The 20,380-nt window shown below is 37.0% G+C and carries 17 protein-coding genes; 7 read left to right on the top strand and 10 right to left on the bottom strand.

The features are described 5' to 3' along the window. Positions 1-49: 49 nt before the first annotated feature. From BUL40_RS00470 to BUL40_RS00445, 7 genes are all read right to left on the bottom strand, one after another. A complete protein-coding gene (locus BUL40_RS00470; RefSeq protein WP_080317639.1) occupies positions 50-3,556 on the bottom strand; it encodes an efflux RND transporter permease subunit in 3,507 nt (1,168 codons plus the stop codon). A 3-nt stretch (positions 3,557-3,559) separates the two neighbouring features. Further along, entirely contained in the window at positions 3,560-4,750 is a 1,191-nt protein-coding gene (locus tag BUL40_RS00465) for an efflux RND transporter periplasmic adaptor subunit (protein ID WP_080317638.1), read from the bottom strand. 18 nt (positions 4,751-4,768) lie between these two features. Beyond that, positions 4,769-6,109, bottom strand: a complete 1,341-nt coding sequence (locus BUL40_RS00460) for a TolC family protein (RefSeq protein ID WP_176465420.1) — start codon at positions 6,107-6,109, stop codon at positions 4,769-4,771. Then, positions 6,110-6,715, bottom strand: a complete 606-nt coding sequence (locus BUL40_RS00455; protein ID WP_029511496.1) for a TetR/AcrR family transcriptional regulator — start codon at positions 6,713-6,715, stop codon at positions 6,110-6,112. It lies immediately after the preceding gene. 82 nt (positions 6,716-6,797) lie between these two features. Further along, positions 6,798-6,932 carry a hypothetical protein gene (locus tag BUL40_RS15880; protein ID WP_262485907.1) on the bottom strand — a complete coding sequence of 45 codons (135 nt, stop codon included), beginning with the start codon at positions 6,930-6,932 and terminating at the stop codon, positions 6,798-6,800. Further along, positions 6,919-7,332 carry a hypothetical protein gene (locus tag BUL40_RS00450; RefSeq protein WP_010518735.1) on the bottom strand — a complete coding sequence of 138 codons (414 nt, stop codon included), beginning with the start codon at positions 7,330-7,332 and terminating at the stop codon, positions 6,919-6,921. The genes BUL40_RS15880 and BUL40_RS00450 overlap by 14 nt, the downstream gene beginning before the upstream one ends. Then, the gene (locus BUL40_RS00445; RefSeq protein ID WP_080317636.1) at positions 7,319-7,864 is read right to left on the bottom strand and encodes an RNA polymerase sigma factor; all 546 of its coding nucleotides are present in this window, start codon (positions 7,862-7,864) and stop codon (positions 7,319-7,321) included. The genes BUL40_RS00450 and BUL40_RS00445 overlap by 14 nt, the downstream gene beginning before the upstream one ends. Positions 7,865-7,998: 134 nt before the next feature. Here BUL40_RS00445 and BUL40_RS00440 point away from each other — a divergent pair, with 134 nt between their 5' ends. Next, the gene (locus tag BUL40_RS00440) at positions 7,999-8,973 is read left to right on the top strand and encodes a polyprenyl synthetase family protein (protein WP_080318006.1); all 975 of its coding nucleotides are present in this window, start codon (positions 7,999-8,001) and stop codon (positions 8,971-8,973) included. A gap of 21 nt (positions 8,974-8,994) precedes the next feature. Here BUL40_RS00440 and BUL40_RS00435 read toward each other — a convergent pair whose 3' ends face one another. The 3 genes from BUL40_RS00435 to BUL40_RS00425 all read right to left on the bottom strand — a co-directional run bounded on the left by BUL40_RS00435 (position 8,995) and on the right by BUL40_RS00425 (position 13,493). Further along, positions 8,995-10,146 (bottom strand): lycopene cyclase family protein, encoded by a 1,152-nt coding sequence (locus BUL40_RS00435; RefSeq protein WP_080317635.1) that lies wholly within the window; start codon positions 10,144-10,146, stop codon positions 8,995-8,997. Positions 10,147-10,171: 25 nt separating this feature from the next. After that, on the bottom strand, positions 10,172-11,110 hold the full coding sequence (locus BUL40_RS00430) for a TerC/Alx family metal homeostasis membrane protein (protein WP_080317634.1): 939 nt from the start codon (positions 11,108-11,110) through the stop codon (positions 10,172-10,174). Positions 11,111-11,216: 106 nt separating this feature from the next. Continuing rightward, positions 11,217-13,493: a TonB-dependent receptor gene (locus tag BUL40_RS00425; RefSeq protein ID WP_080317633.1), complete on the bottom strand. Its 2,277-nt coding sequence runs from the start codon at positions 13,491-13,493 to the stop codon at positions 11,217-11,219. A gap of 192 nt (positions 13,494-13,685) precedes the next feature. Between BUL40_RS00425 and BUL40_RS00420 the strand changes: the two genes are divergently transcribed. The 6 genes from BUL40_RS00420 (at position 13,686) to BUL40_RS00395 (ending at position 20,380) form a co-directional block, all read left to right on the top strand. Then, on the top strand, positions 13,686-14,342 hold the full coding sequence (locus BUL40_RS00420; RefSeq protein ID WP_080317632.1) for a metal-dependent transcriptional regulator: 657 nt from the start codon (positions 13,686-13,688) through the stop codon (positions 14,340-14,342). Continuing rightward, positions 14,343-15,164, top strand: coding sequence for a ZIP family metal transporter (locus tag BUL40_RS00415; RefSeq protein ID WP_010518728.1), 822 nt, complete (start codon positions 14,343-14,345; stop codon positions 15,162-15,164). 127 nt (positions 15,165-15,291) lie between these two features. Beyond that, entirely contained in the window at positions 15,292-16,320 is a 1,029-nt protein-coding gene (locus BUL40_RS00410) for an endo alpha-1,4 polygalactosaminidase (RefSeq protein WP_244901795.1), read from the top strand. A gap of 118 nt (positions 16,321-16,438) precedes the next feature. Then, positions 16,439-17,986 carry a GT4 family glycosyltransferase PelF gene (gene pelF / locus BUL40_RS00405; protein WP_080317630.1) on the top strand — a complete coding sequence of 516 codons (1,548 nt, stop codon included), beginning with the start codon at positions 16,439-16,441 and terminating at the stop codon, positions 17,984-17,986. Further along, entirely contained in the window at positions 17,986-19,587 is a 1,602-nt protein-coding gene (locus BUL40_RS00400; protein ID WP_080317629.1) for a hypothetical protein, read from the top strand. Before pelF ends, BUL40_RS00400 begins: the two co-directional genes overlap by 1 nt. A gap of 13 nt (positions 19,588-19,600) precedes the next feature. After that, complete coding sequence (locus BUL40_RS00395; RefSeq protein WP_141239624.1) at positions 19,601-20,380, top strand: endo alpha-1,4 polygalactosaminidase; 780 nt, start codon at positions 19,601-19,603, stop codon at positions 20,378-20,380.

Below are 20,380 nucleotides of genomic sequence, written 5' to 3'. Positions count from 1 at the left end.
TTAGGGTAAGTGTTAAAAAAAGCCCGGCCAATTGGCCGGGCTTTTTCTTTTATATGGTCTCTGGTACCGCATCTGGTACCGTAGATTTTGAATTGGTATAATCTCCTTTTAATCTAATTTTAATTCGATATACGATATTGAACAATACCGGTACGATAATTAAAGTTAGGAAGGTGGCTACAATTAAACCAAAAATAACCGTCCAAGCCAAAGGCCCCCAAAAGATAACGTTGTCTCCACCCATGTAAATCTGTGGGTCAAACTCAGAAAATAAGGTTACAAAGTTTATGTTTAAGCCTATGGCCAAGGGTATTAAGCCAAGAACAGTTGTAATAGCGGTTAAGATAACTGGTCTTAAACGGGCTTTACCACCTTTAACAATCGCTTCTGTGGCTTCTTCAATAGTAAGCAATTCTTCATCTGAAATACTAAGATCTACTTTTTTACGATCCATGAGAATTTGGGTATAATCCAAGAGAACTACACCATTGTTCACCACAATACCGGCCAAGGAAATAATTCCCATCATGGTCATCATAATAACAAAGGGCCATCCCGTAACAATAAGTCCACCAAACACTCCAATAAAGCTTAAGAAAATAGCCAGCATAATAATAGTTGGTTTGGACACACCGCCAAACTGGAAAATAAGGATAAGCATAATTAGCCCAAGTCCCCCAAAAAAGGCGCCCATCAAAAACTGCATTTGCTTTTCTTGTTCTTCTAGTTGTCCAGTGTAATCAATCTTAACTTCGTCTGGTAAGCCATTAAAGGCTTCCATTTCTTTTTGTATTTCTGCTACAATGGCACCAGCATCTGTAAATCCTGGCTTTAGAGCAGAGTAAACGGTAACCACTCTTCTGGTATCTACGTGTTTAATAGCGCTAAAGGAAGAAGTATTTCGTTTATTGGCCACCGCAGAAATTGGTATTTCCTTAATTTGCCCACTAGCAGGGTCTCTAAAAATGATGTTCTGTTCAAAAAGTGCACTGGTGTTGTAACGCAGGTCTTCGTTAAAGCGAACATAGATGTCGTAATCTTCTCCATCTTTTTTATAGATACCAGCTTTGTCTCCAAAGATAGAACGTCTAAGCTGGTTGCCCACTTGACCCACGGCAACGCCCAATTCACCGGCTTTTTTTCGGTCTACAATTACTTGCATGCCGGGTTTTCCTTTGTTTACGTCTACTTTTAGTTCCTCTATACCTGCAATATTTTTGCTATTGATAAAATTTCTAATACGCTCTGCCGTATTGATTAGCGTATCATAATTTTGCCCTGCAATTTCTAGGTTGATAGGATAACCAGCTGGTGGCCCAACAGCATCTTTCTCTACAGAAATGGTAACCCCTGGATAAACACCGGTTAAGGTGTCTTGAATTTTAAGACGAAGTTCTTCCGTATCCAGACTATTGCGGTATTTAAACTCACGCATAGAAAGGGTAATCTTACCCCTATGCGGCATTTCTGCAGAAGACCCTCCTTCTGTAAATGGGTTTTGTGCACCTTGCCCTACTTGAGAAACACTGGATTGTACCAAGTAATTGGTGTCTCCATTATTATATTTAGGCCTATTTACTACACCATAAACACGTTCTTCTATTTTTTTGGTGATCGTATTGGTCTTATCTATATCTGTTCCTTGAGGATACTCTATGTATACGTAAATCTCATTTGGTGTATTATCTGGAAAAAACTCTATTTTGGTTCTTTGAGAACCTACGGACATTCCAAAAAATACGAACGCAAGTAGCAGTAATATAAAGGTAACACCAGAGTACCAGTATACATTTTTACCGCGTACGGCCCTTATCAGTTGCTTTTCATAGAAGTTTTCAAATTTTACCAATGTCTTGGTTTGGAAATTAATAGCCCATCTTTTTAAGAAGTACTTATAAATCCAGAACATACCGGCAATTACGATCATTAAGGTTCCTAGCCCTCTAACAGAACCTCCTACAAAGAATATGAATAGGCCAAAACCACAAAGAATAAGGGTTATGCGTATTAGCTGTTTTTTGGTCAATACTTTTTCGCCTACCTCCATAAATTGAGAAACCAACATGGAGTTCATAAAAATGGCCACAAATAAGGATGAACCCAATACTATGGAAAGGGTTATTGGAAAATACATCATAAACTGCCCCATAATGCCTGGCCAAAATGCCAAGGGAACAAATGCAGCTACGGTAGTAAGGGTAGAGATAATAATAGGAATGGCAATTTCCCCAATACCTTTTTTGGCGGCTTCTTTTCTAGATAGGCCTTCTTGATCCATTAAACGGTAAACGTTTTCTACAACTACCACCCCATTATCTACCAACATACCTAGACCCATTACCAGGCCAAATAAAATCATAGTGTTGAGGGTGTAACCCATAAGGTTAATGATCATAAAGCTCATAAACATAGACATGGGTATAGCAAAACCAACAAATAAAGCATTTCTAAATCCTAAGAAGAACATTAAAACGGTTACCACTAGGATTATACCAAAGATGATGTTGTTCACTAAATCATCTACTTGGTTAAGGGTTCTACTAGAAGAATCGTTTGCAATGGTTACATCTAGGTTTTTAGGAAAAACCGTTTCCCTAGATTCTTTAACTATGGCCCTTATTTTATCAGCCGCCTCAATTGTGTTTTTACCAGAACGTTTTTTAATATCCAACATCACCACAGGTTCGCCAAAATCTCTTGCGTAGGTGGTTTTATCTTCTTCATGAAAGGAGATGGTTGCTATGTCTCTTAAATAAACGGCTCCATTCTGGGATTTTACCACAAAATTCTGAAGCTCTTGTGGATCCTCGATTTCTCCTAGAATACGAATGGTTCTCCTTTGTCCACTGGTAATTAAATTACCGGCACTCATGGTTACGTTACCACCGTTAATGGTGTTGATTACATCGTCAAAACTTATTTGAGCGGCCATCATCTTGTAAACGTCCACCGCAACTTCTACCTCTTTTTCTTGAGCGCCGCGGATGTCTACACCTTTAATTTCCGGTAAATCTTCTATTTCGTCTTCAAGGTACTCGGCAAATTCCTTCAGTTTTTCTACAGGATAATCGCCAGTAATGTTCACGTTCATGATAGGGAAAGACTCTGCTATGTTAAGGTCAAAAACATTAGGCTCTACCTTTGCGCCGTTAAACACTGGCCAGTCTTCACCTGCTTTTTCGCTATCTACTTCATCTTTTACCTTTTGCTTGGCATTTTCTACGGTAATATCCTCATCAAACTCTACTTGGATCATGGAATAATCTTCTTGAGAAGTAGAGGTTATTTCTCTTACATTACTTACGTTTTTAAGCACATCTTCCAAAGGATCCGTTACCAAACGCTCCATATCTTCTGCGGTATTACCCGGATAAATGGTGCTAATGTAAATTTTGGTTTCAGATACTTCTGGAAAATCCTCCCTTGGCATGGCAAAATAGGCAGATAGTCCAAATATCAAAAAGAGGAATATCATTACATATACTACCGAAGGGTTCTCTATGGCCCATGAACTAGGACCAAAAAGTTTATTGGCGTTCTTTTTTGCTTTTTCCATGCTTTATTTTTTGGCTGTTTCGGTTGTGTTGCCCACGCGTATCTCTTGTTCGTCCCTAACGCTTCTTGCACCTTCAGAAATAATTTGGTCCCCAGCTTTTAGGCCGTTCAACACCTCTATGTAATCTCCTTGTGTCTTACCGGTCTCAATAACTTGCTTATGGGCAATAAAGTTGTTGTTTCCACTCTCTTGGGCTATATAGATGTATTGCTCTCCTTCTGCATTTTCAGAAACTACGGATTGCGGTATTAAGATGGCATTTTCATTGGTATAATCGTTAATTTTAACTTGTGCCGTTAAGTTGGGCTTTATAGTGCCTCCTTTATTTGGCACGGGAATTTCTACGCTAAACGCCCTGTTACTCGGGTTTATAAAATTACCCGTTTGCCTAACCTTTGTTTTGATTGTTTCACCTAGAATAGGAAAGTATACCTCTACCATTTTGCCTGGGGTTACGGTTTGCAAATGGGCCTCAGGAACTTCAACTTCAATATACATGTCGTTTAAGTTTACTATTCTAAAAACCTCAGATCCAGGTCCTGGACTTACTACCGTTCCTTGGTCTTTGATCACATCATCTATTATTCCAGAAAAAGGCGCTCTAATACTAGACTTACCTAGTTGACTCTCTAATTGTTTTACGGCACTTTCTTGAGCTTCGTATTGTGCTTTTGCCTGTAAATATTGAATTTCTGAGCCTATATTTTGTTCCCATAACCTTTTTTGACGTTCAAAGGTTGTTTTGGCCAACGCTGCTTGTGTTTTTATTTGTGCCAATTGGCTAGACATTCCGCCGTCATCTATAGCGGCCAAAAGTTGTCCTTTGCTTACTTTTTGGCCTTCTTTAACATACACACGGTATAAGGTGCCGGCCATTTCTGGATATATAAGAACATTTTGGTCCGTCATCACATCGCCCTGCAACTCTAGATAATGATGAAATTCTTCTGGTTTAATTTCCAGTGTACTAACTAAGGGTAGCTTTCTTTCTGGATCATTGGCTACTATAGCTGAATCCAATAAAGAAATTTGATTTTCAATTGCTTTGCGTTGCGCGTCCAATTCCTGTTTTTTAGCACTCATGGCCGTAACATCTTTACCAGCAACTAAAGTTTCTATAGATGCATTGTTTTCTTTGCTACCACAAGCAGCAAGTACTAATGCTATGGAAAATACGGTTGTTATTTTTTTCATTCTGATTGACTTAATTGATTATTGATTTAGAACTGTTGCCAGTTCTGTTTTTTGGTTAATTACGTTAACCATGGATTGCAAGTACTGTTGCTGGGTATCGTAAAGTTGTGTTTGTGCCTGTCTTAATTCAAAACTTGTAGCAAGACCCTCACTATATTTAATCTGATTTTTATTCTCTATACGTTCTGCTAGCGACAGATTATCCTTTGCCGTATTAAACTCTTCTATGGCCAAAATGTAATCGCTTTTAGCTTTTTCCCATTGCAAGCGTAATTGTTGCCTGGTTTCCGTCATTTGTGTTTTAGCTTTTTCCAAAGCAATTTTTGCACGTTGTGTGCTTGCAGAACGTTTAAAAGAACTAAAAATGGGAATGTTCATCTCTATGCCTAGAATAGAACTGTCAAACCAATCTGCCTCGTTGCTCAAAAAGTTAAATTCATTGCTAAAAGAAGAGGCTCCATAGTTAACAAAACCGTTGATGCTTGGTAGCGCTTTACTTTTTGCAAGCTTTAATTCTAAAGACCGTTGCTCGTTTAAATTATTCATGAGCTTAAAGTCTACATTGTTCTCTATGGCAAATGGTGTTTCTAGTAGATTAAAATCTATTTGACTCTGCGTTAGGCCGTCTAAAGATTCAGAAAGCGTAGTCTGTGTTTCTATAGGTAGCCCAACAATAAGATTGAACATTTGTAAGGTTATATCTTGTAACCTTATTGCATTTTTAAGCTGATTGTCAATAGAAGCAAGTGTAATTTTCAATTGGTCTACACTTTCTTCGTCTCCAAGACCGTTTTCGTAAATCTTTTCCGTTTCGTAAAGATTCTTTTCTAACGTAGTCTTGTTTTTTTCTAAAATGAGAACACTTTCTTTGGCCAGCAATAAATTGCCATATGCCTCTACCACTGACTTGCGTACTTCTAAATCTGACTTTTCTTTAGTATTTTGGGTGTAATCTACAAAGGTTTTTGCCGCTTGTACACCTACAATATAAGAGCCATCAAAAATAAGTTGGGTCAATGTTGCGGTAGCTGTTGCAGATTGCTTTGTTCCAAAAACTACTTCTGTGAATGTTCCGGGTTCGCCTCCAAAAATTTCGGCCGGAATTACCTGCACCGGTTGCTTTAATTGATTTTGGTAGTTTATATTACCATTAATTTGTGGCAAACCCGCCGCTATGGTTTCCCATTTTTGTTTTTGCGCATCGGTTAAATCTCTCGTAGCATTAATTGCCGTATAGTTGTTTTCCATAGCAAAAGCAACTGCCTCTTCTAGCGTAAAGCTATATGCTTCTTTGGGCTGCTCTTGTGCCATTGTAAGCCAACCAACGAGCGTTATACTTATAAATAGGATTTTTCGCATTTATTGTTGATTTGAATTGATGATTGAGTTTAATATTTTTCTACCTTCTGGAGTAACTATCCCCCTAAGGTGATACTCTAAAAAATTATCCATTAAGTGGGTCATGGTAAATTTGTTTGAAGGAAAATAGGTCTGGTCTTTTAGATTGTTTACACCCAAAAAATAGATGCGAGCAACAAAAGTTACATCCAAATTTGCCCGATAAATACCCATGGCCACACCTCTTTTTAAGTTTTCTACTACGCAATGCTGCATTACCTCGAACTGTTTATCTCTAATGGTATGGTATATTTTTGGGTAATACTTTTGTAATTGAAAGATAGGAGAGGTGCTCTCGTCCTTTAATTGGTGCATTACAAAGCGCTTTATTTCATATAATTCTTCTATTGGGTTTTTTTGTAGTTGCACGATCTGGTCTATGCCATTAGAAATTACCCAAAACAAATTCATGGAAACTTCTTCTACTAGTTTGGACTTGTTTTCAAAATGAGAATAGATGGTTTTTTTTGAAATTCCCATTTCTTGGGCCAAATCGTCCATAGTAACACTCTTAAAGCCAAGGTTTAAGAATAGATTTGTCGCTTTATTTAAGATTTTATCTTTCATAAGAAGCGGCAAAACTAATGCGGAAACTTTGAAAACCAAAAAAGTTTCCTCGGTTTTTACCTTTTTTTAACAGAATGGTAATCTATTGGGTTTTTATTTGTCTTTTTGTGTTCTTCTCTTCCTCATTTTTAAGCGGTTGCATCTTTTGTTTGGGTATTGAGTAGAATCCTAAAAACTTAAAAACACCCAATGCGGTGGTTGTTTTAATCTTGCTCATAATGGTTCGTTTTTTTACGTGCTACATAAGCCTTGTAAGAGGCTTCCCCTTCATCTTTCCAATAGTCATCATAAAATTTCCAATCAGAAAAGTCTTTGCGCATATCGCACTTGGCCTTCCACTTTTTCTTTTTCTTGTACTTTTTAGGTCTGCATTTAGAGCCTTCGCCCCCAAAGCCAAATAGTATTTTGGCCAGAACAAAAAGGCCTAATGCTTGCCAATAGTTTATGGTTTGCCAGCCAAATAGGTCTGGGGCCAACCAATTCCACAACCGCATTAAAACATAAATGGCCAAAGCAAAAAGCAGAATGCCAAAAACAATGGCAGCGGTTATCTTAAGTGCTTTTTTTACATAGTTTTCCATCTTTTTTTCCATGTATTTTTCGTTAGTGGTTTTCATAATCCAATTTTTTAGTTTGTTCCAATTTTTTTAGTAGAATAGACATGGCCCTATGTCTTCTAGACATTAGTGTGCCCGGGGCAATACCAGTTTTTTGTGCAATTTCTTTGTAGGTATAGCCTTCAAAATCTATAGCTATTATAATATCTCTATACACCGGTTTTAGTTCAAATAAGGTCTGTTTTAATCTCTCTTTGGTAGCATCAGAATATGCTTCTTCAGATTCGGTGTAGAATCGCTCACTAAATTCAGTCCATAATTGTTCCAAATTGTTTTCATCATAATCCTTAGTTTTTCGTGTACGTAGCGTGTCTATTATTTTGTTTCTAACCGCATTGTAAACAAAAGATGCTATGTTGTTAATGGGCATGGCATCATCTTGCCTGGAAAAAACCTTTAAGGCCACATCTTGTATAATATCTTCTGCATCGCTATCTGCCGTATCGTTAATACGGTAGTACACGTACCTTTTTAAGGATTGGTATTCTTCCTTAAAAAAATTAGACAATTGTATGTGGTTGTTGTTTTTCAATGGGTTATTTAGAGGGTTGCCTCATTTATAGAGACGATACTTTTTTATTCTATTGCATTTTTTTCTATTGTTTAGACGATTGGATTCACAAATTGTTAATGTTTTTGGATGTATTTTTGGGCAAAAAGCCATTTATGCACCGTTTGCAAGACTACCGTGAAACCTTTTTAACCTATCTAAAAGAAAACGCTACCCATAAAGAGCCTATACAGTTGTACGAACCAATTAATTATATATTGGAACTTGGTGGCAAACGCATGCGGCCTATTTTAACGTTGATGGGGTGCGAACTTTTTGGAACCGATTATAAAAAAGCACTGCCTGCGGCTATGGCCGTGGAAGTATTTCATAACTTTTCTTTGGTACATGACGATATTATGGACGATGCGCCTTTACGCCGTGGTAAAACCACCGTTCATGAAAAATGGGATGTTAACACGGGGATACTCTCTGGCGATGCCATGCTGATTAATGCGTATCAATATTTAGCTCAATATGATGCCAAAATGCTAAAGGAGCTATTGGTATTATTTAATACCACAGCATTACAAGTGTGCGAGGGCCAACAATATGATGTTGATTTTGAGGTAAGGGATGATGTTACTTTGGAGGAGTATTTACAGATGATAGCGTTTAAAACTTCAGTTTTGGTGGCTGCCGCTTTGCAAATGGGTGCAATTGTAGCTGGGGCTTCTGCAAAAGATCAAGAAGCTATTTATGCCTTTGGTAAAAACCTAGGTATTGCCTTTCAATTACAAGACGATTATTTAGATGCTTTTGGTAATCCAGAAAGCTTTGGCAAACAAGTAGGTGGAGACATAATCGAGAACAAAAAAACCTATCTGTACATCATTGCCATGCAAAATGCAAAAGGAGAAGACAAAAAGAGCTTGCAACAATTGTTTAGTCTGCAACCAGAAGATAGCCAGACTAAAATAGAAACGGTAAAGGCTATTTTTGAAAAAAGTGGAGCGGTTGCCGCTATTCTTGCTGCGGTAGAAGAATATACCCAATTGGCTTTTGAACAACTTAAACACATTAATGTTTCTAACGGTAGTAAAGATGCTCTATTGGCCTTTGGCGAAAGTTTGATGACGCGTAGGGTTTAAGCATGGATTACGGACAAATAGTTAGGTTCTTTGCCTATGGAATACTCTTTTAAACAGCGCATTTAAAAAAGGCTTTTTAGGACAGGCCCAAATAAGTTGTAGGTCTTCCCACAGGTTGGTTTCTTCGTCTAAAAATTTTAAAATGAGTTTGGAATTTCTTTTTTGGAACATACTACCAAAAATGATGCTCCCTAGATAGTTGCTTTGGTTTAGAATATCTAATAATAAAACATCATAGAACCAGAATTTTTTCTTTGGTTTTAATTGGGTTAAGGGTTGATTGTTTTTAATTAGGGCGAGCACTTTTTGTACCTGTTTTGTGCTGTTGTAAAAGGTGTAGCCTGTACTTGGCTTTGCCCATCCGCCTGCGATACCAATTTTTAAGTAATGCGATTGGTTTTTAGTATAAAACGGATGGCACGTCATGGGTATGTTGCCTTTTTCTTTGGCAATAATTTCAAATTCTAGAATGCCCAATTGCAGCAGGTAATCAGAAATAGCCTTTTCGTATTCTTTGGTTTCTAAAGGTGCGGCAGAAAATAAGGTATACTCCACTAAGGCTTCAGTTTGCGAAAAAGGGAGAACATACATAAATCGTGTATTGCCTTTTTGCGGCACACTAAAATCCATGAAAGTGGCCGTGTCCGCGTTAAAAATGGGCGAATTTATCTTAATATGCCAACCAATAAAGTGCTGTTGCAAGACAGGGTATTTGCTTTGCTCTAGTAATTCCGTATAGTTAAACCTGCTATCAAAAATATAGTCTGCACAAATAGGCTCTGTACCATTTTCGATAAATAGCTGTTTGGTTTTCACTTCTATATGGGTAACCCTGTCTTGTAAAAAATGTATGTTTTTTTTCGCTTTTAGTGCGGGAATCAATTGTTCATAAAAATCAATTCCCCTTATCATTTTATAGCGGTAAGGACCAATGGATTCTGCCTTGGTAAAACTATCTGTTTTAAATTGTATGGTATTCCATTGTTTGTGGGTAAAAGAATCCAATTCGCTTTTTCCTTTTTCCCAAAAACACCAAGTTCTGTCGTTTTCTGTTTTTCTATTTTTATCTATTACCAGAATAGATGCATTATCAAAAAAGCCATCTTTGGCCATTGCTTTAAGTAAAAGCAAGCCAGCTGCGCCCGCACCAACAATTACGTAGTTATAATGCATTTGTTAAAGGTACAAAAGCAACACTTTACTTTTTGGAGCGTACCATAGATACCCAAATACCAATAGCCAAAGAAATGGCAATCACAGTAAGGGAAATCCACTCAGGTATCTTTAACCAATTGGCTAACATTAACTTAAACGCAACAAAAATTAGAATTGCAAAAACACTGTATTTAAGATAGTAAAAGCGTTCTAACATATTGGCCAAGAAAAAATACAGGGAACGTAACCCCATGATTGCAAATATGTTAGAGCTAAAAATAAGATACGGGTCTGTGGTAATGGCCAAAATTGCAGGAATGCTATCCAGAGCAAATAATAAATCTGTAAATTCTATGGTAATTAGGGCGCCAAATAAGGCGGTAAAAACTTTTTTGCCATCAACAATAGTGCGGAATTTGTCACCATCGATAACATCAGAAATATTAAAGAATTTAGCAATGCCTTTGTTTTTCTTGTCTTTGTTTTTATTTAAATCTTCTTTTTTGAACATGCTAATTGCCGTATACAGCAAGAACAGTCCAAAAATGATGGTTACGTTATGAAATTTATTGATCAACAATAAGCCAAATGCAATTAAAATTGCCCTAAAGATTATGGCCCCTAGAATACCCAAGAAAAGCAGTTTATGTTGGTATTTGAGCGGAATATTATACCCGGTAAATATAATGGCGATTACAAAGAGGTTGTCTACACTTAAAGATAGTTCTATTAAATAGCCAGAAATATATTTAAATACCGCTTCTGAAGCGGGTATTTGCGTAGGGTTGGCAACCATACCATTTTTATAAAAATAGTAAACGGCACCTGTAAATAAAAGTGCGTTGGAAACAAAAAATAGGGTTTCCCACAACGCTTTTTTGTTGGTGACTATCTCGTTCTTTTTATGAAGTACAAAAAAATCAATGAAGAGTAGTAAAAGCACATGGCCAATAAGTATAAACCAAGGTAGATTTTCTTGCATTTTTCTTTGAAAATTTAATCAAAAGTAATTGGTTTTGGTTTATGTAGAGAACCCTTTAGCGCAAATCTTTTATTGTAAAGCGTAAAATATGAATTAAGAAAGCTTTTTAGTTTATAGAATAGCGTAGACCAAGAAAACCACGTATGCCTTGGTTTGGTCCATAAACATAACTTGGGTCAAAAGTTAGGGCATAAGGATTATCCTGTGTTGCAATTGCTTCCCCGTTGGCATCAAATTGAACTTCTTTGTCAAATGGGTCGTTTGCGCGGGCAATTATAAAAGGGTTTCCTCTATTAGGCGTCCAATTTAAAAGGTTTTTTACGCCGGTGTAAAGTTCAAAATTAGCCCATCCTTTAAAGGTAAATTGTATGTTCTGAATACTCCAAGTGGGCGAGTATTCGGCTCTTGGATCAAGATCACTTAACAAGGGTAAACGCATGGGCCCATATATATTCCCCGTATAGTCTACACTTAAATTTAGTTGGCGAAAAGTATAAGAAGCATTCCAGGTTCCAGAAAACCGCTCAGTTAAAATTTGTTGTTTTTTATTGCCATTTTCTTTGTTGGTTACATCTTGATAGGTGGCCCCAAGTAAAAACTTTAAACCGCTGGGTAAAACCAAATCTAAATTGGCAGACACGCCTTGAGAAACTGAACTACCGTCTAGGTTATCGTAAATAATTTGGTTGGGATTGGTGTCATAGTCTGGTAAAATTTGATTGCTAAAGCGTGTGTGAAATAAAGAAGCATCCAAACCAATATACATACCATTGTCCATATATACCTTTTTTAGGTAGTTTAGGTTAAAATTGAAGGATTTTTCAGGATTCAATTCTTCTGTAATTACTACATCTCTAGATCCTGTTAATGCGGCATGGTCTTCCGTAAAAAGGTTTACTACCCTAAAACCTGTTCCAAAATTAAACCGGACAATGTCATTATCGGTTATTTTGTAGCGATAAGCACCTCGTGGTGTAAGTATGCTGCCATGGCGCTGGTCATAATCATAACGGATACCTCCTAATAACGCATGCTTGTTATTGATTTTGAATTCATCTTGAAGAAAAAAACTTGGAATCCAAATTTCATCCGCAAAATTGCCTTCCAAATTAGCGGTTGCAGGGGTATTATCATCATAATAATTATAGCGTAATGCCGTGCCTAATAAAATATCATGTTTTCCAAGCGTTTTATCCCAGGTTAATTGTCCAAAGCCTATTCTTTGGTCTGCCAAATACGGCACATTGCCATAAACAGAATTTTGATGATGGTCGTTATAAGAAACTGAAAGCAATACGTTTTCATTTACGGGTAACTGATATTTTCCAATAACCTCCCAACGACGGGTATAAATGCTTTCACCATAAATTTCGTCTCCACCTCTAAATTCTGGCGTCCATTGTAGTTCACCACCCCACCTGTCTTCGTAAAAAAAGCGGCCCGCCAAAGAAAATATTCGGGCATTTTTACGTTTAAAATTCCATTTTTGAAATACGGAAATCCTGTCTTGCAGTGTTAAGTCGGTAAAATTGTCGTTGTTGTTATCTATAGGGGTATCGTATTTAAAATAATTTAACCCTATTAAAGCATCGGCCTTTTTGCCCAAGCTAAATTTAGTACCAATATCTAGGTTAAACTCGCCCCAACTAGAGCCAAAAGAATCAGCGAAGAAGGTTGGTGCCTCAGGCGTATGTTTGGTTATAATATTTATTAGACCACCTACCGCTTCACTGCCGTATAAAGTAGAAGCCGGACCTTTTACCACCTCTATCTGGTCTATAAGTGAGTTGGGAATACCAGACAAACCATATACTGTACCTAACCCGCTTACTATTGGCATTCCATCAATTAAAACTAAAGTATAAGGGCCTTCTAAGCCATTTATATGTATGTCTCCAGTGTTGCAAACATTGCAGTTAATTTGTGGTCTTACACCATTTACATTTTGTAGGGCTTCAAAAATGTTTGGGGTAGGGTTTTGTTTTAAGAAAGTAGGGGAGTACACTTCTACCGGAACGGGGCTATCCATTCTATTTACTGCTTTTAAAGTGCCGGTAACTACGGTTTCGTTTAGATTTTGTGCACTCGTAATTAGGTTAAGGTTTAAAGTAACTGTTTCTCCATTTGCTATAGTAACATTCTTCTTAAAAGGTTGATAGCCTATGGCAGATGCGATTAAAGTGTAGGTTCCGGGCGCTAGATTGGACAAGATAAACTTGCCATTTTCATCTGTTGCTGTTCCGGTTTGGCTATGTTCTAGATAAATGTTTACAAACGGTACGGGACCATCCGCATCAAATACCCTCCCTTTAATAGCTTCGTTTTGGGCTAAACCGCTGTTAATAAATACTATGATAAGTGCAAAAAATAGATTTTGCTTCATATAAATTAATATTTAGACAAAACTAAAAATACAATTTGACAAATAAAAATGTATTTTTGTGTCAATTCAAACTAAAGCTGTTATTTCTTGTAATTTATTATTGGAATTAGCTAAATAGTATTTGTTTTGTGGTCTTAACCTTTTGCTATTGAGTTTGTTTAATACTGATTTTAGATGACAATACTGTAATTGATGACCCGTTCCGAAGAAAACTATCTAAAGGCTATTTATCATTTAGGAGGCCATAAAGAACAGAGCATTAGTACCAATGCCTTGGCAGAAGAGATGGATACCAAACCGTCTTCAGTTACGGATATGGCCAAAAAATTAGCGGAAAAAACTTTGGTGAACTATATTAAATATCAAGGTGTTTCTTTGACCGCCAAAGGAAAAAAGACTGCGCTATCCATTATTCGTAAACACAGGCTATGGGAAGTGTTTTTAGTAAAAAAGCTAGACTTTTCTTGGGATGAGGTACATGAAGTTGCCGAACAATTAGAGCATATTAAAAGCGAGAAGTTAATTGATAAAATTGATGAATTGTTAGAATTTCCCAAGTACGATCCACACGGAGACCCTATACCCACTAAAGATGGTGAATTTCATGAGCGGGAAAAACAATTATTGAGCGAGTTAAAAACCCAACAAAAAGGTATTTGTGTTGGGGTAAAAGATACTTCTAGCGCATTTTTAAAATTTTTGGATAAAAACCAAATAGCACTAGGGCATACCATTGAGGTTCTTGATGTTGAAGATTTTGATGAATCCTTATTGGTTAAAATAGATGGTAAGGAACTTCATATTTCTAGTCAAATAGCAAATAACCTATACATTAAAAAAGAAAATTAAATGGAAGCAATTGTCTCCTATTTTGAACGTATAGACCCCATTTTAGCAGCTTTATATGCTACTTTATTTACTTGGGGTTTAACCGCCGCTGGAGCGGGATTGGTTTTTTTATTTAAAAACCCTAGGCGCTCTATCATGGACGGTATGCTTGGTTTTACGGGTGGGGTTATGGTAGCCGCTAGTTTCTGGAGTTTATTGGCTCCGGGAATAGAAATGAGTCCGGGAGAGGGTTTTGTTAAGGTAATACCTGCCGCAATTGGATTTTTACTTGGAGCAGCCTTTATTTTTGGGTTAGACAAGATATTGCCCCATTTGCACATCAATTTTAAAACTGATGAGGCAGAAGGAATTAAAACCCCATGGCATAGAACCGTTCTTTTAGTATTGGCCATTACCTTGCACAACATACCAGAAGGTTTGGCTGTTGGTGTACTGTTTGGAGGCGTAGCATCTGGGTTTGAAGGAGCTACCATTGGTGGTGCCGTTGCCTTGGCTTTGGGTATTGGTTTGCAAAATTTTCCGGAGGGTTTTGCAGTGGCTGTGCCAATGCGTAGGCATGGTTTAAGCAGAAGAAGAAGTTTTATGTATGGGCAGGCCTCTGCTATTGTAGAGCCCATTGCGGGTGTTTTAGGTGCTTGGGCGGTACTCACATTTGAACCTATATTGCCTTATGCGCTTGCTTTTGCCGCAGGAGCAATGATTTTTGTGGTAGTAGAAGAAGTTATACCAGAAACGCAACAAGATAAATACACAGATATTGCTACCATGGGCTTCATTGCTGGTTTTGTTATTATGATGACCTTAGACGTAGGGTTGGGTTAGGCTTTGAAAATAGCTAGGCTAACTTTTTAGGTTTTTGTGCTAAAAATGAGGCTGCCTTATGCCATGAATATGGATGGCATAAAAATTTCTGGTCTAAAATTTGCGATTATCTTTGAAAGCTGAATTTATGCGATATATGCTACACAGAGGTTTTATTTTTTCAGTATTAATGGGAGTCTTTTTTCTTACCTGTTCCCAAACTACACAAGAGTTTGAAGAGGAAGTCATGATACCTACAGAAGAACAACCTTTGAGTGCTACCTTTTATAGAGACGAAATGCGGGCTTTTGTTATAGAAATATCGCGTTACGCCAAAGAAAAAAATCCAGAATTCAACATTATTCCACAAAATGGTGTAGAACTAGTGACCCTAGATGGTACAGTAGATGGGGAATTAGCTATAGATTATTTAAATGCAATAGACGGTCACGGGCAAGAGTCGCTTTGGTATGGTGATCCCAGGGATAACTCGGCCACTGGTAATAGTAGAACTAGATATCTATTAAACTACTTAGAAAAGTCTAAAGCGGAAGGTAATGCCATATTGGTAACCGATTATTGCCGTACTAACAATAAAATAAATACTAGTATAAGTAATGCCCAAGAAAGAGGGTTTATTCATTTTGTGGCTACGGAAAGAGAATTAGACGTAATACCTACGCGAGCTTATCCTTTACCTAATGAAAACACCAATAATATTGGGCTTTTATCTGATGCCCAAAACCATCTATTCTTTTTAAATTACGCTGCTTTTTCTTCTAAAAGTGCTTGGTTGGCAGCCCTGCAGGCTACAAATTATGACGTTTTTATCCTAGATGCGTTTTTTGCTACTGAGCAACAACTTACCGCGGAAGATATTGTTGCCTTAAAAACTAAAGCTAATGGAGGTACACGTAAAGTTATTGCGTACATGTCTATTGGCGAAGCAGAGGATTACCGTTATTATTGGGATAGTAATTGGGATTTTGAACCTCCTGTTTGGTTGGCAGATGAAAATCCAAATTGGCCAGGCAATTTTAAAGTAAAATATTGGGAGCAAGACTGGCAAAATACTATTATATACAATCCAGATTCTTATTTAAACTTGATTCTGTCTTCTCAGTTCGACGGTGTTTATTTGGATATTGTCGATGCCTTTGAATACTTTGAAGATTAATCGTTTTCCTACAAATCTCTAACTCTGATGTTGTTTGTAGATGTAATCTGCTTATAATCCTAAAATTTTGTTATTGGCTATTTGCAGGTGGATTTTTGTTGTCCATTAACTATGAACAATGCCATCCCCATCTAAAATAAATAAGAACATACTTCTTGTTACAGAAGGTACGTACCCATATAAAGGCGGCGGGGTGTCTACATGGGCGCATTACCTAACCCAAAACATTAAGGATTTTGATTTTAGCTTGTATGCACTCACCGCAGATGTAGAATATGAACCGTTATATGATTTGGGCAATTCGGTAAAAGAGGTAGTGCAAATTCCGGTTTGGTCTCCAGAAGAACCTTATGATTGTGTGGATTATAATGAAGAATATAAGACCATTCTTATGCGTAGGGAGCTTACCACATATGAGAACGTTCAAAATTTATTTGTACCTCATTTTAAGGTCTTTCTAGAAAATACTTTTAAGGACACACCACAAACAAATGCCGAGTTAGAGGCTATAAAACAAGCCTTTATTAAAATGTGGCAGTTTTTTAACAATTATGACTATAAATCTACGCTAAGAAGCGAGTCTGTCTGGAATTGTTTTAATTACTGTATAGCTAACATTTGGCCTCAAAAAGAGCTTAATAGTGCTAGCCTGCAAGACATGAGTATGGGTATCCGATTAATTTATCGGTTTTTGATTCCTTTGGCCATAGATCCACCAAAAGCAGCTATTACCCACTTAACTATTGCAGGTACGGGAATTATACCTGCGCTAAAAAATAAAGAAAAATACGGCTCAAAAACAATGCTTACAGAGCATGGGGTGTTTATTAGAGAACGTATGTTGGCAATAAGTAAAACGGCGTATTCACCGTTTTTAAAAAGACTTTTAATCGTTTTTTCCGAAATGTTAACACGCTTAACATATAGGGAGTGCGATCGTATTTTAACGGTGAGTAAATTTAATATAGATTGGGCACTTCGTTATGGTGCGCAAAAGGAAAAAGTAAGTGTAGTTTATAACGGGGTAGAAGCATCAAAATTTGTTCCTGCTAAGACTAGTAGCAAAAAAGAACGCCCTACGGTAGTAGCAGCGGCTAGGATATTCGATTTAAAAGATATTATTACCATGATTAAGGTTTGCGCAGAAGTACGCAAATCTATTCCTAATGTGCTTTTTTTAGTGTATGGCAATAAAGATGCGGTTCCAGAGTATACGGAACAATGCCAAAATTTAATTGCCGAACTAGCATTAGAAGACCATTTTAAACTTGCTGGTTTCCATGCTAAACCGGAAAAATTATTTTTAGAGGGCGATATTTCTATACTTACCTCAATTTCTGAAGGTTTTCCTTATACGGTAATCGAATCTATGAGCTGTGGTATACCTGTAGTGGCCACAGATGTTGGTGGCGTATCAGAAGCCTTGACACCAGCTTGTGGCTATATCTGTAAACCTAGGGATTTAGAAGGTATCTCAGAAAAAGTTATTTCTATTTTAAGAGACGAAACGCTCCGAAAAAAAATGGGAGGGGCCTGTAGAGAAAGGGTTTTGGAACTATTTACTATAGAGCAGTTTATTACACTCTTTACAAAAGAATACAAGTCTTTGACGTTGCCTGTTCCCCAAATTGAAAAATTACCCCTAAAAAAGATTCAATTAGCTTAATGGACACAGTAGATAGGTACAATGATTTGAGCACTAAGGTAGTTGCGCAAGTGGGTAAACCCCAAGGTTTATTGGTAGTTTATGCAACGCTAGAATCTTTTGGTATCCGTAATCAAGACACCAAACAAGATTACGGTTTTGACTCCTTACAAGATTTGGCAGCTGCTATTTACAATCAGATTGTAGCTATGCCTAGGGAAGACGTTAAAAATACGGCAGAAAAAAAAGAACAGCGAACGCAAGCCTACCTGCCAGTTAATGACTATTCTAAAGTAAAACTTAATTGGTTTGCCAAGTATTACGGAATAGGCTTGTTTTATTTGTTGCCGATATTTATACAGGTATTTGCAATTATTTATTTTAATTATTCACTTTGGACCTATCTTAAATTTAATATCGTACAATCTACTGCCGTAGTACTAGGGGTAATCTTTGGTTTTGTAATCTCTGGTGGTTTTGTACAATTAATGGGTAGACAGGCTTTTTTCTATTGGGAGCATAAGAAATATGCCAAAACAAGACATCTAATTTATTCCTATACCCAATCTGGAATAAAACTTTTCTTAGGAGGAGTACTATTCTTGTTTTTGACCAATTTTCTACTACACTTGTTTCCTATATCTTTTATGTTGGTTTTGTGTGGGTATTCGTTTATGCTGGCCACTTTATTATTAACTATAGCGCCTTTTTATCCGCTTAAAAAGAGATGGGCGGTAACCATTACCATAACATTGGCCACAATTATAGCCTTAGTCTTGCACGAGATTTTTAAGGTGCATGTTTATGTAAGCCATTTTCTTGGACTTGCAGCAGCTATCACGTTTAATCTGGCATTTATCTGGTATTTTTTTAAACAAAAAATAGGTGTAGATAAAAGAGAATACGAGCGGCCATCTAAAATAAAAGTGTTTTATAATAACTACCCATATTTCTTTTATGGTATGCTTTTGTACGTCTTTGTATTTATGGATCGTATAATTGCTTGGTCTGCAAATTGGACCAACAGTTTTAAGTTTCCCTTATTGTACGAGAAAAATTATGAAATAGGGATGGATTTGGCCATTCTTATGTTTTTTGCACTCGTTGGCGTTGGTGAATATGCCATTGCAGAATTTAGTAGAAAATTAGACCAAAACCAAAAAGGCTTAGCTTTTACAGATAGAAAAATTTTTGGTAATCATTTTAAGAAGTTGTACAGAAGCCACATTCTTATTCTTTGGATTACCGCTATAATTTCTAGCGTGGTTATCTACCTTTTAGTTACTGAACCTTGGGGTTATATTGCCAAGTTTGGCGAGGAGTTGGCAACAACAAGTATGCACGTATCCATTGCGGGTAGTATAGGTTATATTTTCTTGAGCTGGGGCATGCTAAATGTACTTTACATGTTTACCCTAAATGTAGTGAGACCTAGTTTGCGTGCTTTAGCAATTGCAACTTTGGTGAATTTTAGTGTTGGTTTTGTGTTGAGCAGAACGTTTACACACGATTTAAGCGTGTATGGTATGTTGCTAGGAGCAATAGTCTTTACCGTTCTTACCCATAAACATTTACACAATTTTTTTAATCGTCTAGACTTTCATTACAGTGCAGCCTATTAAAAAAAATATAGTGATGATAACCCTATTAGGTATGGCCGGGCTCTGGAGTATAAAAACCAGGGCGCAGCAAGATTTTGTGGTAACATATGCCAAGGTAAACCCCGATTTGTTACCCAATAATTTAAAGCTATTAATTGTAGAAGGGAACCTGTACAATGCACAAGAGGTAAAAGCATTAAAAGCAAAATGCAATTTGGTGTTGGCATACATAAGCTTTACAGAGATAAGTAAAGACGATGAGGATTATAAAAATTTTGCACCATACACCATGGGAGAAAATGAAACTTGGGGCAGTTGTTATATCAACTTAAAAGACAATAGAGCATTAAACCTTATGAAAGAGCATGCCTTGGCCCTATTGCAAAAAGGATTTGATGGTTTGTTTTTAGACACCATGGATAATGTTGGTGCATGGGGAAATTTACCAGAATTAAAAAATGAGGTGCTACACTTGATCCATACCATAGATCAAGAGGCTAAACCTAACATTTGGGTGCAAAATGGGGGATTGGATCTATTACCAAAAACGCATCAACTTATAAGTACGGTATTGGTGGAATCTGTTGCTACGGATTACAACTTTAAGGAAAAAGCGTATCGGTTAAGAAAGCAGCAAGATTTTAATCAAAGAAAGCAACAACTTCTACAAGCTAAAGATGAATTTAAGATTGAAGTTCTGGTGGTGGAGTATGCTATAGAGGAAGAGGTGACCCAGCAAGTTCATAAAAGACTTAGCGGATTGCCATTCTCCTATTTTGTGAGCAACATCGCCCTAAATCAATATAAACAATAA

The organism is Croceivirga radicis, from assembly GCF_002072105.2.
GTDB classification, from domain to species: domain Bacteria; phylum Bacteroidota; class Bacteroidia; order Flavobacteriales; family Flavobacteriaceae; genus Croceivirga; species Croceivirga radicis.
The sequence above is the reverse complement of the archived record's forward strand: the minus strand, read 5'-3'. Positions and strand labels throughout refer to the sequence as shown.